This window comes from Segetibacter koreensis DSM 18137, assembly GCF_000374045.1.
Lineage (GTDB): Bacteria > Bacteroidota > Bacteroidia > Chitinophagales > Chitinophagaceae > Segetibacter > Segetibacter koreensis.
This window is the reverse complement of record NZ_KB893359.1, coordinates 1-17,775: the sequence shown is the minus strand read 5'-3', so window position 1 is coordinate 17,775 and position 17,775 is coordinate 1. Positions and strand designations below refer to the sequence as shown.

Sequence of the window (17,775 nt, the reverse complement as noted above, 5' to 3'; positions counted from 1 at the left end):
AAAAAATGTTTTACTGTAACAGCTTGAATATTCATTTTATATAATTTTTAATGTACTTGCCAACAATATTTTTATCTTGGGCATTATAAACAGTTATAGCATAGATCCTGCCCGGATTCTTTATAAACTAACTATTGTTGAAATGAACTAAAAATTGCTTGAAAGCTTTTGTAAAAACAAATGAAAGATTTTTAATTATCCATTATCAAAATAATTATTAACCCATAACAACTCCATATGAAAAGAAGAATACTAATTCTTGCCTCAAGTTTTTTATCTCTCACAGTTTTTAGTCAAACAGGTTTTAATGGTCTCAATATGAATATGGGCAACATCTACATGATGTCGGATGCAAAAACGCGTTCTATAAGTCCTGAAAACTTTACCGGTGAAAAAGGTAAAGGAGGTATGGCTACGGAAGGCACAGGAAAAAACGCTTCGCGAGATTTAGGTAAAGGATGGAAAGTAAGCCCAAGCGTCGTTATAAAAGCACATACCACTTTTAACGTTGCGGAAATTACGGGTCCCGGATCTATTCAACACATCTGGATGACTCCCACCGGAAACTGGCGTTATTCTATACTCCGTTTTTATTGGGATGACGAAACCAAACCTTCGGTAGAAGTGCCTGTAGGTGATTTTTTTGGAATGGGCTGGGGCAAATTTTCGCATCTTAATTCACTGGCAGTTAATGTAAATCCCGGCAGTGGTTTTAATTGCTACTGGCCGATGCCGTTTAGAAGAAAATGCAGAATTACCATGGAAAACATTAATAATGAGGACATGGTTTTGTATTACCAGGTCGATTATACACTAACCGATGTTCCTAAAGATGCTGCTTATTTTCATGCCCAGTTTAGAAGAGTAAACCCTTTGCCTTATAAAAAAGATTTTGTAATCGTAGATAGTATTGTAGGTAAAGGTCAATATGTAGGAACATACATGGCCTACGGCTCACACAACAACGGCTGGTGGGGCGAAGGGGAAATTAAATTTTTTATGGACGGAGATACTGATTACCCAACTATTAACGGTACCGGCACAGAAGATTATTTTAATGGCGCTTATGATTTTGATACCCGGAAAAAAAATGCAGCAGGAGTTGACGAAGTGAATTACACTGAATATTCAACACCGTATGTCGGCCTTCACCAGGTTATCAAAGGAGATGGTCATTATGAAATTGCACAACGTTTTGGCATGTACCGCTGGCACATTATGGATCCTATAAGATTTGAAAAGAATTTAAAAGTAACTATCCAGGCTTTAGGATGGCGACATGACGGGCGTTATTTGCCTCTGCAGGATGATATTGCAACCACAGCTTTTTGGTACCAGTCGGAGCCTCACAATAGTTTTCCGAAGCTGACAGATAAGGATCATCTCGAAGTGAATTAGCATTATTCAAAAGACTTGTAAAAAACATTTAAACAAAAATTTCTCAATGAGAAAAAGCTGGTTTCACATTCTTTTACTTTTTACCATGATAAATTCTTCATGCAATAATTCTGCTCCAAATGAGCAGGGTGAAAACAAAGACTCGACTTTATATAAAGAAGGGACTTTTGGTTACGACCTGCATTTTTTAAAGCAGCATGACAGTGTTGTTGTTTTAAAAGAGGGTGATAATTCGCAGATCATTGTCTCACCTAAGTACCAGGCAAAAGTATTTACGTCAACCGCAGATGGTAACGAAGGATTAAGTTTTGGATGGGTCAATTATAAAGCATTTAGCGGGCCCGTTGATGCACACATGAATGCTTACGGTGGCGAAAATCGTTTTTGGCTTGGCCCTGAAGGTGGAAGGTTTTCACTGTATTTCAAGCCAGGTTCTAAAATGGTTTTTGACAATTGGAAAACACCTGCTCCAATAGATACGGAAACATGGAACGTGACCAATAAAAGTAATAATTCGGTTTCTATGCAAAAAGAAATGAAACTGACGAACTACAAAGGCACCGAAATGCAGTTGATGGTTGATCGGACCATTAAAATGTTAGACAGCAAGCAAATTAATAATGACCTTGGAACTACATTAGATACATCCGTAAAAGTAGTAGGTTATGAGACCGTAAATGTACTTACAAACAAAGGTACTAATGCATGGACAGAATCAACAGGTATGCCCTGTATGTGGTTGTTGGATATGTTTAAACCAACACCTGCAACGGTTATTGTCGTTCCTTTTAAAAATGCCGCCGGTCAGCCATTTAGTAAAGTGGCTACAACAAATTATTTTGGTGAAATACCTGCAGATAGAATAAAACATACTGATGATGTTCTTTACTTTAAAGCAGATGGAAAAAGCAGGGGAAAACTTGGCGTTGTACCTGGCAAAGCAAAGCCGTTTGCAGGCAGTTATGATTCAGAAAACAAAGTATTAACTGCCATCATGTTTGATGTAGAACCGGGTGCTAAATATTTAAACCAGGAATGGAATACAACCAAGCCACCTTTTTCTGGTGACGCTGTGAATGCCTATAATGATGGTCCATTAGCCGATGGTTCTCAAATGGGCCCCTTTTATGAAATAGAGAGTGTGTCTCCAGCTGCATTTTTAAAGCCTAATGAAACCCTTTCTCACAAACATTCGGTTTTCCATTTTACCGGAAGCGAGCAGGCATTAGATGGTATTGCCAAAAAGCTGTTTGGCGTATCTCTCGATGACATTATAAAAGCATTTTAAATTCATTTTCAACTTGTCATATGATTCAACAAACAGATTATCCAAAAATTGGTATAAGACCTATTATTGATGGTCGTCTTGGCGGTGTAAGAGAGTCGTTGGAAGAAACGACTATGAAGATGGCTCAGAATGTAGCAGCCTTATATCAAAACGAATTACGCTATCCCAATGGAGAGCCTGTACAATGTGTAATCGCAGACCAATGTATAGGAGGTGTGCATGAAGCAAATTTGTGTGCAAAAAAGTTTGAAACAAGTAATGTTGGTGTTTCCTTATCGGTTACGCCTTGTTGGGCCTACGGAAGTGAAACAATGGATATGAATCCCACTTTGCCAAAAGCAATCTGGGGTTTTAATGGAACACAAAGACCGGGGGCAGTATACCTCGCTGCGACTTTAGCTGCTCATAACCAGTTTGGACTACCTGCTTTTGGTATTTATGGCAGAGACGTGCAGGATTTAGGAGATGAGATTATACCCGAAGATGTAAAAGAAAAACTATTAAATTTTGCGAGGGCAGGACTTGCCGTTGCTATTATGCGTGGTAAATCTTATCTCGCTATAGGTTCCGTTTCTATGGGTATTGCCGGCTCTATTGTTATTCCTGATATGTTTAGAGAGTATCTTGGAATGCGAAATGAGTATGTAGATTCTTCAGAAGTATACAGGCGAATAGAAAAGAATATTTATGATGAAGATGAGTTTCAGAAAGGCCTGGCGTGGGTAAAAGAAAATTGTAAAGAAGGCGAAGACTTCAATCCGCAGGAAAAGCAATTTTCGCGCGAACAAAAAGACAAAGACTGGGAATTTGTAGTCAAAATGACCATTATTATACGTGACCTAATGGTTGGCAATCCTAAACTGAAAGAAAAAGGTTTTGGTGAAGAAGCTTTTGGGCATGATGCTATTGTTTCCGGTTTCCAGGGGCAAAGGCAGTGGACAGATTTTTTACCTAACGGAGATTTTGCTGAAGCCATTCTTAACTCATCTTTCGACTGGAATGGCATTCGTGCTCCATTTATGGTTGCAACCGAAAACGATTCACTCAACGGTGTAAGCATGTTGTTTAATTATCTTCTTACTAACACGGCCCAGATTTTTGCCGATGTTCGAACTTACTGGAGTCCGGCTGCTGTTGAAAGAGTTGCCAATTGGAGACCTGAAGGAGCTGCTGCCAATGGTTTTATCCATCTGATCAATTCCGGTTCAGCTACACTCGATGGAAGTGGTCAGCAAACCATCGATGGCAAACCTGCAATGAAACCTTTCTGGGAAATTCAAAAAGAAGAAGCTGATGCATGTTTACAGTCAACGACCTGGTATCCTGCAAACAACGGATACTTTAGAGGAGGAGGTTATTCATCAAAGTTTGTAACCAAAGGCGGAATGCCGGTAACAATGTGTCGTCTAAATCTCGTAAAAGGTATTGGTCCCGTACTACAGATTGCAGAAGGTGAAACGATTGAAGTGCCTGAAAATGTTCATAATATATTAGACGAAAGAACAGACAGAACCTGGCCAACCACATGGTTTGTTCCGCGTCTGACAGGCAAAGGAGCATTTACAGATGTATACAACGTAATGTCTCACTGGGGAGCAAACCATGGTGCGATCAGCTATGGACATATTGGTCACTTGCTGATTTCTTTAGCATCTATGTTACGCATACCCGTTTGTATGCACAACGTGCAGGAAGAAAAGATATTCCGTCCATCTTCATGGAATGCCTTTGGTTCAGATACTGAAGGTGCAGATTATCGTGCCTGTGCTACCTACGGTGCATTATACAAATAAATTGCTGCCGAGCTATGAACAAAATTTAATATTTTAACGCTTGTTGTTTCTCTCCCTTTAGGATGGGGGTAAAATGATTTTTTAAAACGACTGACATATGAAAAATACAACTAAGAGCCTTTTTAAGGCTGCTGATGGCACAAGTTATCGAAAGCCATTTGCAATGATAACGATCTTGTTTCTACTATGGGGATTTGCTCATGGATTGCTGGATGTACTTGACAAACATTTTCAGAACACACTTCACGTATCTAAAGCAGAATCCGGTTTTGTACAGTTTTCTCTTTATATAGGTTACCTGGTAATGGCTTATCCCGCCGGATTGTTTATGAAACGGTTCGGGTACAAAAAAGGGATTATACTTGGTCTATCTTTATTTGCTTTAGGCGCTTTTTTATTTTATCCCGCTGCTAAATTCGCTGCCTTTGTTCCTTTTTTGGTTGCACTGTTTATTATAGCCTGTGGCTTATCTTGTCTTGAAACGGCTGCTAACCCTTATACTACTGTTCTTGGTCCAAAGTATGGCGCCGCCCGACGCATTAATATTGCTCAGTCCTTTAATGGACTTGGATGGATACTCGGACCTTTAATGGGCGGGCTTTTTATTTTTGGCGTAGAGAAGTCGGGCAATTCAGGCACCTTTGATTCACTGATTCAACCTTATATGTATGTTGGCAGTATAGTAGTTTTTGTAGCGCTTATATTTTCCTTCACCCGGCTACCGGCGATACAAGAGGATAATGAAGAGGGTATAGCAACAAATGCACCCACCCGCGAGTTACTTAAGCATCCATCCTTTATACTTGCAGTAATCGCCCAGTTTTTATACGTGGCAGCACAAACGGGTGTAAATTCTTTTTTTATCAATTTTGTCACCGAAACTGTTACCGGTTTACAAGAAACTATAGCAGGTATGATGCTGCACTTAGGTCTTTTTGGCCAGGTCTTCATGCCTAAAAATCCTGAACAGGCGGCTTCACTGATTCTTGCAATAGGTGGTATGGGTTCCTTTTGGATAGGCCGTTTAACAGGGTCTTATATAATGAAGTTTATATCGCCGAAGCGGTTACTTGCGGTTTATGCCATCATCAATACAGTCTTAACAGGCATCGTAGTTATGGGCTTGGGATGGGTAAGCGTAATAGCACTTTTTTCAACTTATTTCTTTATGTCAGTTATGTTTCCGACCATTTTTGCTTTAGGGATTAAGGGGCTCGGACCATTAACAAAAAAGGCAGCATCATTCCTTGTTATGGCAGTTGCAGGGGGAGCGTTTTGTCCTCCGGTAATGGGTGCCATCGCTGACCATTCAGGCATGTCTATAGCTTTTTTACTTCCTCTTTTCTGCTTTGCTTTCATTGGTTTTTATGCAATATGGGGCGTGAAAAAACACAAGGGACAGTATGCAACAGAGGAACCAATATATGCAGTTCATTAAATGGTTATTTGTTAAGAGAGGATTTAGCTGCATTATTTTAATAGAATAATTAAGAATATTATGGAAGACAATAACAATCGACGTTCGTTTTTAAAAAATATTGCAATAGGTTCTGTAGGCGCTGCCGTAGCGCCAACTTCTTTGTTACAAGCCAACGATTCTGAACAAATCAAAGCAGAAGAAAAGAAAGATGAAACTGCAGATAATCCCGGAAAAACTTCGCACAAAAGAAAGTATAACACGGCGTATAAAGATGAATATCTTAACCGGGTTGCTTTCCCGATAGGAGGCATTGGTGCGGGCATGTTTTGTCTGGAAGGTACTGGGGCGATATCTCACATGAGCGTTAGAAACAAACCTGAGATTTTTAATGAGCCTGCAATGTTTGCTGCTATTTCTGTAAAAGGAATGAAAAATGGTGCAAAGGTTTTGGAGGGACAGGTTCCTGAATGGAAATTTTTTGGTCAACGCGGAACAGGTAATGGTGCAGCAGGTACAACCTTTGGACTGCCGAGATTTAAGACTGCGGAATTTATTACAGAATTTCCTTTTTGCACCATCAATCTTCATGATTCTGATGTGCCGCTTAAAGTGCAAATTAAGGGCTGGAGTCCGTTTGTACCAACAGATGAAGATAACTCCAGCCTGCCTGTCGGAGCGATTGAATACAAGTTTGTAAACAACCGTACCGCCAGTGTAAATGCTGTATTTTCATACAATTCAAAAAATTTTTTAGCTGCTAATGAAGGAGCAACGAACAGCATAAAAAAAATAGATAATGGTTTTGTTGTTAGCCAGGATGAAACAAAAGATAAGCCACAATACAAAGGTGAGTTTGCAATATTTACAGACGATGCAAAAACGGTTGTTGATTATTGCTGGTTCCGCGGTGGTTGGTGGGACCCTTTAACAATGGCATGGAACAATGTAAGAGATGGCATTGTACAGGCAGTTGAGCCTGTAGAAAAAAATGCACCGGGAGCTTCATTGTACGTACCATTTACATTAGCGGCAGGAGCGAGCAAAACAATACGGGTAATGATGGCGTGGTATGTTCCGGAAACTGACATGCATATAGGCGAAGTAGTAAAAGACGAAAAGAAAAGTTGCGACCCTGCTTCAGGTTGTTGCGGTGGTCCGGCAGACCTTGGTGTTGCAACAGGCAAACAAAATTCCTCACCTAATTACAAGCCTTGGTATAGCAGCAAGTTCAGCAGCATTTACGAAGTTGTTGATTACTGGGCGAAAAATTATAAAGAGCTACAAAGAAAATCCAATCTTTTTAAAGAAGCCTTTTATGCAAGCACGTTACCTGCAGAAATAATAGAAGCTGTTGCTGCCAACCTCACTATCATTAAATCTCCGACAGTCCTAAGGCAATATGATGGCCGGTTATGGAGTTGGGAAGGTTGTGGTGATGATAATGGCTGTTGCCACGGCAACTGTACCCATGTATGGAATTATGCGCAAGCAATACCTCATTTGTTTCCAACACTGGAAAGAACTTTACGCAACACAGAGTTTTGCGAAAACCAGAATAAGGAAGGTCACCAGGGCTTCAGAGCAAATCTCCCTATTAGTCCTCTAAAACATGATTTTCATGCAGCAGCAGATGGGCAGTTAGGCGGCATAATGAAAGTACACCGCGAATGGCGGATAGGTGGAGACAGCAAATGGCTTTCTAACATTTATCCAATGGTTGTAAAAAGTATGGACTATTGTATTGGTATCTGGGATCCTAAAAGCAAAGGAGTGGTAGAAGAGCCACATCACAATACTTATGATATTGAATTTTGGGGGCCTGATGGTATGTGTACCAGCTTTTACCTCGGCGCTTTGACTGCGGTGATTAAAATGGGAACTTTTCTACAAAAAGATGTAAGAAAATACCAGGCATTGTACGACAAGGGCAAACAGTACATCGAAACAAAATTGTATAATGGCGAATATTTTATCCAGGATATTGAATACAAGAATTTAAATGCGCCCGACCCGGCTACAGCAAAATCTTTTGGTGGTGAATACTCAGCAGAAGCAAAAACGATTTTGCAAAAAGAAGGACCAAAATATCAATATGGAATCGGCTGCCTCAGCGATGGTGTATTAGGTGCATGGATTGGAAAAATGTGCGGGTTAGAAAATTTTATTGACAGGCAAAAAGTTCAAAGCCATTTACTATCAGTGCATAAATACAATTTGAAGAAAGACCTTACAGACCATCCTAATCCGCAAAGACCATCATATGCTTTAGGAAACGAAGGCGGGCTGTTACTATGCACATGGCCGAAAGGAGGGAAGTTATCACTGCCGTTTGTATATAGTGACGAAGTATGGACAGGCATCGAATACCAGGTAGCATCGCACTTGATGCTGATGGGAAAAGTGCAGGAAGCACTTGATATAATTCGTGCCTGTCGTGACCGTTACGACGGAAGAACAAGAAATCCATTTAATGAGTACGAATGTGGACATTGGTATGCTCGTGCTATGTCAAGCTACGGAATGATAGAAGGACTGACAGGTGTTAGATATGATGCAGTAGACAAAACATTGTATATAGATTCTAAAATCGGAGACTTTACAAGCTTTATCTCTACAGCAACAGGTTTTGGAACTGTCAGCCTGAAAGCAGGAAAACCCACTTTAAAAGTTGCGTATGGAAGTATTGAGGTAAACAAAACTATAGTAAGCGGAAAGGAAAGTAATGTGTGACGATATAAAGAAGATGACAATAAAAAATATTTGAATGCAGAGGGTTTCACCCGACATAGGTGTAATGGAATACAGCAGCTAATTATTATCTTTTTTAAAGAAGAGTTTTGTAAAGATGTAGCTATCCTTAAACTCCTTAAGTCAATTCAGCTTCTGCAAATGCGATTAGTTTTTCAGGTTAGGTTTGTATACTTATTTGGTGTTCTTTTTCTTATCATAACATTACCTATATCGATATCTTCACTTTTTTTAAACAGGTTTCAATCACTTAAGCTTTTGCTCTATCAATTATCTTGCTTTAGATAATCATCAGATGTCTAACCTTTTTTAAAAAAGACCATGCTACTATTTCTTTGTTTTTCACAAACATTATTACAATAATAATATTATTGTCGTCCATATATCTACTTGAAAAATTCTGCTTTATGGTTTAGTCAAATCTCTTCCTACAGATAATTCTACGATTTCTAATTGCTGTTGTAGCACTTTTTTATAGGGTCCAAATATCATTTGCTCTCCACCGTCAAATAGGTAATTCCTGCCAGTTAATCATTAGCGATTTTACAAGCTATTCCGCCCTACTATTTTTACTAAAGAAAGGAGGAAGCCGAAAATCCTTTACCAGAGTAGGCGCAAAAAATAAAAAAACAAATAAAATGAAAAAAGAAGTAAAAAAGCTAAGATTGAACAAAATGACAATCTCTAACCTTGATGCATCTGAAATGAACCAACGCTTTGGTGGAGCAAAGCCTAATACCCAAAACCTGGACTGTAGCGTAACACTTAATACGCTTTGCACTTGTCCAGGCACTTTCGGCTCTATATGCTGTCCGATAAACTATTAAGATAATAAGATTGCACTTCGATCTTTTATCGCCAAAAGCATCGGTTATTATTCCCTATCATAAAAATTGAAATAATGCCGGTGCTTTTCTTAATATGTACAAGCATAGAATTTTTCAGAATTTACCAAAACCGGTAATGAAATTTTAAATAATAATTTATAAAATAAAATTTACAGTTGTGTGTGCATCATTGCTTCAACAGGTTAAAATAATAGCAACTGAAATACAAAAGGGAAAAAACAAAACACATAATGTAGGGTTGCTTAGCGGAAAAGCCGGAATAACATTATTGTTTGCTTATTTATCTAAAGTATTTCCACGGGAGGAGTACGGGCAAATCACAATGGATTATTTAGATGAGTTGGCTGATTGTCTGGCAAACGATGGGCTACATTATAACATGTCCTGGGGCGTCGCCGGCATTGCATTTGTCTTTCAGCATCTGAGAAATATGGGCTTACTTGATGCTGATGATGATTTAAACCTTTCGCAACTAGATAGCTTTATTGATTGTGGGTTGGACTATGATTTTAAGTCTGGCAACTGGGACCCTTTACATGGCATCGTCGGGCTTGGTATTTATTTTCTTGAACGCAATAAAGAGACTGGTGAAAAAAAGTATCTTGAAAAGGTTGTAGATCTTCTTGCTGATATGAGCGTCCCCATTGGCAACCACTGGGTTTGGATTACTCCGGCTTACAAAAATTACCATAAAGACAATTTTAATTTTGGAATGGCTCACGGTATGCCTGGCGTTATTTCATTTCTTGCACAGGTGCACCGACTTGGAATACGTCAAGGTCAAATTGAGACAATATTGATGTCATGCATTCCATTTTTATTGCAATATGAAATTATTGATGACCCTGTTTATTGCTTTCCTGGCTCAGTTGAAGTGGGAAGAAGATGGGATAGCAGAACTGAAACGCGACTTGCATGGTGTTATGGAGATTTGGGTATGGCTAATGCTCTTATTCATTCCGGCAGAGCTTTAGAAAACGATAAGTGGAAGAATAAAGGAATTGAAATTGCTTTGAAAACCACCCTGCGAACTTTTAAAAATTCTTCATGTTCAGATGCACCGTTCTGTCATGGTTCCACTGGTATCATCCATCAATATCACCAGCTTTATAAACTTACAAAACATGATGCTTTTGAAAGTGCAACTCAACGATGGCTTGACATTACAATGAACCAGTTCTACAAGCCTGGAGAATATGTAGGAGGTTATTATTCGGCCCTGTTTAAGGAAGAGAAAAAAGGTTTTGAATTAACCTCTCAATATGGCCTTCTTGACGGAAGTGCAGGCATTGCCTTGGTTTACTTATCGTATTTCTTCAACATAAACCCCGATTGGGACTTAATATTTCTGACTAATGTTTAAAATAAAAAATCACTTTGGAGAATGGTACACACCCCATACCTCATTTGTAGTTCGCAACCCGTTATTTCCGATAGAAGTATTTTTTAAATGGAAAAGTCCAAATGGAATAAATACAGAGTCTTCAAAAGAAATCCTAAGGGAGGCACTGCGCAAATTTTATCAGCAACCGATCGCAACGGAAGCGTTATATATTGGCTCTCCAGATTTGTACGAACAACTATTACTCTGGCTTGAGAACAAAATTGAGAAGTCTGATAAGAGGGAGAAAACCGAATTGGCACTTGCAAAATATATGATCCGTATGTGTACCCGGTGCACACCTTATGGTTTGTTTGCTTCCTGTACTTTGGGAAAAATTTCCGACACAACCTCAATTAAACTTGAAGAAAAAGAGAGCCTGCAACGTTTCGGACGCCTCGACATGGATTATGTGTGCCAGCTATATTCGCATTTGCTAAAACAGAAAGAGGTATGTAACCAGCTAAAGTTTTATCCAAATTCTTCGATGTACCCTTTAGGCAACAATTTAAGATATATAGAACATCGGTTTACTGAGCAAAGCGGACGCAGTTATCATCTTGTGCAGGTAGAAAAATCACCTTACCTGGAAAAAGTATTATTGGTAGCCAGGCAAGGAGCTACACCGCTAGAACTTGCAACTGCGATTATTGATGTTACAACTTCACACGATGAAGCTATTGAATATATTTATGAATTAATTTTTGGACAGTTACTTGTAAGCGAGATGGAGCCAAGTGTAACAGGAGAGGAATATTTTACTGTTCTTCTGCAAAAACTTAAAACTCTGCAGCATCTAAATAATTACTCTACTCACCTTGAAGAAGTTAGTAAAGTATTTGCTCACTTGAAGGCAAATCCAAAAAATAAAAATAATCATAATTTATATTTAGAAATTATTCATCATCTTAAACAATTGGAAATTCCGGTTCATTTAAAAACACTCGTTCAGGTGGATAGCTACCGTCCTGCTTCGTCGGCGGTTATACATAAAAAGGTGATGGACGAGATATTATTTGGTTGCACACTAATGCAACTCGTTTCACCTAGTGTAGCACAACAAGATTCATTTGCTGATTTTAAAAATGCCTTTCTGACCCGCTATGATAGCCAGTGGATTCCGCTGGTAGAAGTACTTGATACGGAGTCTGGCATTGGCTATGGAAAATTTGCAACTAATGGAATGGAAGAATCTCCCCTGATTGACGGCCTTCCCATTGGAAACGGGTCTGCAAAAGCAAATTCAACGCAACGCGCGGAAACAGATGGTTTTAAATTGCAGCTCTACTATGACGCAGTCGCAGAAGGGAAAACTGAAATAGTACTTACTGATCAACTGCTTGAAAAATTATCAAAAAAAGAAATTAAACCGACAAGGCTTCCCGATGCAATGTGTACAATGGTACGGATCAATGCAAAATCAGCAGAAGACATTAACCAGGGAAATTATAAAATAACTCTTCAGTCCCCGTCCGGTCCTTCAGGAGGGAACTTGCTTGGAAGATTTTGTCATCTTCATCCTGAAATTGAAAACTTTACAAAAACTATTTTGCAAAAAGAGGAAGCGCATCAAAAGGACTGCCTTTTTGCTGAAATTGTTCATCTGCCTGAATCTCGAATTGGCAACATACTAATGCGTCCTGTCTTACGTAATTACGAAATTCCTTATTTAAGTGGCTCAACCTTAGATGACAAACATCAAATCCCTGTAACTGACCTCGTCGTTGGAATTGAAAACGGCAAAGTAATACTTCGTTCTCAACGCTTGAATAAGCAGGTTATTCCAAGAATGACCACCGCGCACAATTTTTCGATGAGTACCCTTCCTATTTACCAGTTTCTTTGCGATCTCCAGTATCAGCAAATCCGTACCGTGGGCTGGAACTGGGGTGCGCTTGAAAGCAGTCCATTTCTTCCACGCGTGAGTTACGGAAAATACATTCTTTCCAAGGCACGCTGGATTGTAACAAAAGAGGACATAAAAGGTTGTGATGAGAAAAATGATAATGACCTGTTTTTGGCATTTTCCAAAATTGTGAAAAAGAAAAACCTTCCGCCATATGTGCTTCTGTCTAACGGTGATAACGCACTATTGCTGCACCTTGAAAATATATTTTGCGTTAAGCTGTTATTAGCAGAAATTACTAAAAGGGGTTACATAACACTTACAGAAACGCTTGATCTTCCTGGTGATTGCTGGATTGAAAGCTCAGAAGGACACTATGCAGGCGAAATTATTGTTGCCTTTGACAAGAATAAAAGGATTGATTCTGAAACAAGAAATAAAGAATTTAACAGCGAAGTTAAACATGTAATTAAACGATATTTTCCGGTAGGCTCAGAATGGCTTTACGCAAAAATATATTGCGGCACAAAGACCGCTGAAAAAATTTTATCGGATGTTTTGAAACCTCTAACAGAAAAGTTGATTTCTGAGAAATATATCGACTCTTATTTTTTTATAAGGTATTATGATCATGGGCAGCACATAAGAATTCGTTTTCATCATTCTAATAAGAAAGACTTTTGGAAACATGTGGTGTATATGCTTCGAGTTGTTTTGCAGCCTTACGTGAATAACCATGCAGTACATAACCTTCAATTTGAAACATATAAGCGCGAGATAGAACGTTATGGACTCGATACGATGGAATTGAGCGAAAGCATTTTTTATCATCATTCAGTAGCTATTTTGAACTTTATATCTATGCTTGACGGCGATGCTGGAGAGCAGTATCGATGGCAAGTGGCGTTGAAGGCGATTGATATTATTCTGGATGATTTTTATTACAATACAGAACAAAAACGTGATCTTATAAAAATACTCCATAATAATTTTTCAAGTGAATTTAAAATAGGTCCCCAAGAGCAGAAAAAAATTTCGGAACGTTTTAGCAGCAACAAACAACTCATTCATCAATTAATGAGTGAAAATTTAGATGACAACAAGGATTTAAAAACAGCGATAGATGCATTTCGCATTAATAGCGATAATTACAGAAATACGATTGAACAAATTTTGTCTTCCTCATCTGTTTGTTACGATAAATCTCAACTACTGAGATTAATGTCAAGCTACCTTCACATGTTCGTTAACCGAATGTTTTTAAGCAAGCAGCGAATGGTAGAACTAGTCATATATGATTACCTCCTCAAATATTACGAGTCAAGAATAGCACGCGAAAAAAAGAAGACCTTAGAAGTTTTCTGACGTATTCATCTCTTTTTGGTCTTCTTTCTTTAATTCCAACGGCTTGTAGAAATTTAAACAATTTCCCAATACAGCCTTTAACCGCAAAAATGAGAAGTTATGAGATTTCCTTTTACCACTCAATTAGGGGCAAGAGATTGTGGCCCGGCATGTTTGAAAATGATGGCAGAATACTATGGGCAGGAGTACTCTTTAGATTATATTAAAAAGAAGTGTGAGGTGACGAAGGTTGGAGTTTCGCTTTTAGGACTAAGCAAAGCCGCTGAAGCAATAGGATTACATTGCATTGGGATGAAAATGCATTTGGAACAGCTAAAAGAGGCTGGGCAGGAGGCGCCCATTATATTGCATTGGAATGAAAACCATTTTGTAGTAGTGTACAAGCTACCAAAGCCAAACAAAAGGGGAACTTTTTATGTAGCCGATCCGGCTCGTGGTCTAGTAACATTTGGCGAGAAAGAATTTATGGAAAGTTGGCTTGGAAGACAACGTGAAAGCGATGAAGCTGCTTCAGTTACTGAGATAAGCCCGGAACAAAAAGGATACGCCCTGCTTCTGGAGCCTACTTCGGCGTTTTTTAATAAGGGAAATACAAAACAGTATGATAAAAAAAATGAGCTAAATTCATTATGGAAATACTTTGTTCCCCAAAAGAACATATTTATAAAACTGCTTTTCATTATGATTATTGGCAGTTTGATTATGCTTTGTACCCCCTATTTTACACGGGCCCTTGTTGATAAAGGAATCAACAGCCACAATCTCAATTTTGTTTATCTAATACTTTTCGGTCAGGTGGTCTTGTTTATCGGAAACAGTATAACTGATATTCTTCGTAGTAACTTATTATTACACATGGGATCTCGTATCAATATCGCTATGGTGTCTGACTTTCTTACCAAGATTCTGAAACTGCCTGTTTCTTTTTTTGATAAACACGTTACAGGCGACCTGATACAACGCATCGCAGATCATCACAAGATTGAAAATTTGCTAACTGTCGCCTCGCTAAATACTATTTTTTCGTTTTTAAATTTTGTAGTGCTAAGTATTGTTCTCGAAGTCTATAGCACCTTAGTTTTCTCCATATTTATATCAGGGTCTTTGCTCGGCTTTGCCTGGGCATTTTTGTTCATGCGTAAAAGAAGAAGTATTGATTACAAGCTTTTTGGATACTATTCAAAGGAGAATAGTAAAGTAATAGAGATTATGACCGGGATACAGGATATCAAAATCAGTAACAGCATGTGGCATAAAAGGTGGGAGTGGCAAAAAATCAAGTCGGGGTTATATAAACTGAAAATCAAATCTCTAACTCTCGCCCAATTGCAAAAAATAGGATCAGATATTTTTAAGCAGGGGACAACCATCACCATTACTTTCATTACTGCAAAAAGCGTTATGGATGGAAATATTAGCCTTGGAACTATGTTTGCTATAACTATGATTATTGGCCAGTTGAGCAGTCCTCTTCAGCAGTTGCAAGAACTTTTAACTTCGTGGCAGGACGCAAAGATGGGAATGGAGCGCATCTGTGATGTTATGAAACAGGAAGACGAAGATACTGAAGAACGAGGGCTTGCAGAGGAAATTCCAGATAAAGGAGATGTTGTTTTGTCGAATGTAACATTTGGTTACGGTGAACAATGCGAGCCGGTATTAAAAGATATTTCCCTCCGAATTTTTGCAGGCAAAATAACGGCTATTGTAGGTTCAAGTGGCAGTGGAAAAACAACTCTCATGAAATTACTCCTTCGCTTTTATGATCCGATTAACGGATCAGTCTCATTATCCAACCGCAACTTTAGAGATTTGCATCACGGTAGGTGGAGAGAAAAGTGCGGCGTAGTGTTGCAGGATAGCAGGCTATTCAGTGCTACAATTGCTGACAATATAGCAATGGGCCATGAGAAAAATTTTGAAGCTATTGTTAAAGCAGCAGAAATTGCAAACATCCATGAGTTTATTATTGGTTTGCCTAAAGGCTACATGACAGAAATTGGCGATGAAGGGGTATCACTCAGTTCAGGACAAACACAAAGAATTATTCTCGCCCGTGCTATTTATAAAAATCCATCTTACCTTTTTCTCGATGAAGCTACGAGCGCCCTTGATGCAAATAATGAAAAAACTGTAATTGAAAATCTTAGTGAATATTTCAAGGGAAGAACAGTAGTAGTGGTGGCGCATCGTTTAAGTACGGTCAAAAATGCAGACCAATTGATAGTACTTGAAGATGGCGAAATTGTTGAAAGAGGTTCTCATCTTCAATTAACACATAACAAAGGAGCTTATTACGAGCTTGTAAAAAACCAGTTGGAATTAGGTGATTAACGTAATTGTTTGAAAGGTCTGGGAGGCTGAAGATCGATGCAATTAATTGTAACACACAGAGCTCGGTAAGCACCTGCAGGTATTGTCGAAGGTAAAAGAATCTTATTTTTTGAGAAACTCAAAAAGGATGCCTAAGAAGGAATCGACAACCTCTCCATTAGCAATTTATTACATAATATCTTGTTCTTCTTGACTACACTGCATTTCAAAAAGCTTTTTTAGAGATTATTTCAATAGATGCAAGAGAAATCTGAAACGTCCTTTACTATTTCAAATATAAAATAAAATATATATCTTTAATAGCTGATCAAACTGTAGCAGAAATAGAATGTACTTATTCTTTCTACTGTTACTTTCTTTTTTTTATCCCCCATTTTAAAGCACAAGATCTAGTAGAAACAAAAATAAAAAATTGATGTATTAGTTGGAGGTTGCCATGCGAAAGGGTTTTAAAATTGAAACCACTGCAAGCAGCATATCACAATGATAGTCGCTACATTCATCTATTGCCGTTGTGTTTCACTGATAACTATCTGGTTTTTCTCGTAAAGCCGGTAACGAGCGGCTCGTAATTGCCTGCAGAAGGGCTTTGGACTATGGGGTGTATAATTATAAAACCATTCAGTCAATCCTTGAAAATAAGATGGACAGTTATCAGGACAGCCTCTTTGCCGAGGAACTCTCAATGCCCATTCATGATAATATAAGGGGAGAAGATTACTACAAATGAACTTTCTAAAAACAACAACTATATGAACACAAACACTCTGGACAAAATGCGCAAGATGAAGTTCTTTGACATGTTCCACGCTTTTAAAAGCAGCCTGGAAACCGGGCAGACAATTGATTACACCGCTGATGAGTTACTGGCTCATCTTGTTGATGCTGAATGGGATGACCGACAGAACAGGCGTATTGAGCGGCAACTTCTTAATGCACGCTTCCGCTATAAAGCTTCGATAGAAGACCTCTATTATCATGCTAATCGCAACATCGACCGTAACCAGATGATGCGCCTGGCAGAATGCAACTTCATTAACCGAAACGAAAACTTGCTTATAACAGGTAGCACAGGTATTGGTAAAAGCTATATCGCATCTGCTTTAGGTCACCAGGCATGCATGTTAGGCTATCGCGTACTCTATGCTAATACCCCAAAACTCTTTGCCAAGCTCAAAATGGCGAAAGCCGATGCTTCCTACATTAAAGAGATAACCAAAATAGAACGTCAACACCTGCTAATACTTGACGACTTTGGTATACAACCCTTCGATGCACAAAGCCGACAATCACTTATGGAAATTATTGAAGACAGACATGGAAAATCATCAATGATAATAACATCACAACTACC

The 17,775-nt window shown here is 38.7% G+C and carries 10 protein-coding genes; all 10 read left to right on the top strand.

The genetic code is table 11. The features are described 5' to 3' along the window. Window positions 1-237 precede the first annotated feature (237 nt). Entirely contained in the window at window positions 238-1,398 is a 1,161-nt protein-coding gene (locus tag B154_RS0121425) for a glycoside hydrolase family 172 protein (RefSeq protein ID WP_018616406.1), read from the top strand. A 46-nt stretch (window positions 1,399-1,444) separates the two neighbouring features. Further along, on the top strand, window positions 1,445-2,686 hold the full coding sequence (locus B154_RS0121420; protein ID WP_018616405.1) for a DUF6786 family protein: 1,242 nt from the start codon (window positions 1,445-1,447) through the stop codon (window positions 2,684-2,686). Window positions 2,687-2,706: 20 nt separating this feature from the next. Continuing rightward, window positions 2,707-4,479 (top strand): L-fucose isomerase, encoded by a 1,773-nt coding sequence (locus B154_RS0121415; protein WP_018616404.1) that lies wholly within the window; start codon window positions 2,707-2,709, stop codon window positions 4,477-4,479. Between the two features lie 97 nt (window positions 4,480-4,576). Next, the gene (locus B154_RS0121410; protein WP_018616403.1) at window positions 4,577-5,917 is read left to right on the top strand and encodes a sugar MFS transporter; all 1,341 of its coding nucleotides are present in this window, start codon (window positions 4,577-4,579) and stop codon (window positions 5,915-5,917) included. A gap of 60 nt (window positions 5,918-5,977) precedes the next feature. Continuing rightward, complete coding sequence (locus tag B154_RS0121405; protein ID WP_018616402.1) at window positions 5,978-8,629, top strand: GH116 family glycosyl hydrolase; 2,652 nt, start codon at window positions 5,978-5,980, stop codon at window positions 8,627-8,629. A 656-nt stretch (window positions 8,630-9,285) separates the two neighbouring features. Next, window positions 9,286-9,474: a class I lanthipeptide gene (locus tag B154_RS0121400; protein ID WP_018616401.1), complete on the top strand. Its 189-nt coding sequence runs from the start codon at window positions 9,286-9,288 to the stop codon at window positions 9,472-9,474. A 178-nt stretch (window positions 9,475-9,652) separates the two neighbouring features. Further along, a complete protein-coding gene (locus B154_RS0121395; protein WP_018616400.1) occupies window positions 9,653-10,858 on the top strand; it encodes a lanthionine synthetase C family protein in 1,206 nt (401 codons plus the stop codon). Continuing rightward, window positions 10,851-14,087: a lantibiotic dehydratase gene (locus B154_RS0121390; protein ID WP_018616399.1), complete on the top strand. Its 3,237-nt coding sequence runs from the start codon at window positions 10,851-10,853 to the stop codon at window positions 14,085-14,087. The genes B154_RS0121395 and B154_RS0121390 overlap by 8 nt, the downstream gene beginning before the upstream one ends. 99 nt (window positions 14,088-14,186) lie before the next feature. Beyond that, entirely contained in the window at window positions 14,187-16,421 is a 2,235-nt protein-coding gene (locus B154_RS0121385) for a peptidase domain-containing ABC transporter (RefSeq protein ID WP_018616398.1), read from the top strand. A 752-nt stretch (window positions 16,422-17,173) separates the two neighbouring features. Continuing rightward, window positions 17,174-17,775 (top strand): ATP-binding protein (locus tag B154_RS0121380; RefSeq protein ID WP_018616397.1); only part of this gene is annotated, 602 nt, incomplete at its 3' end.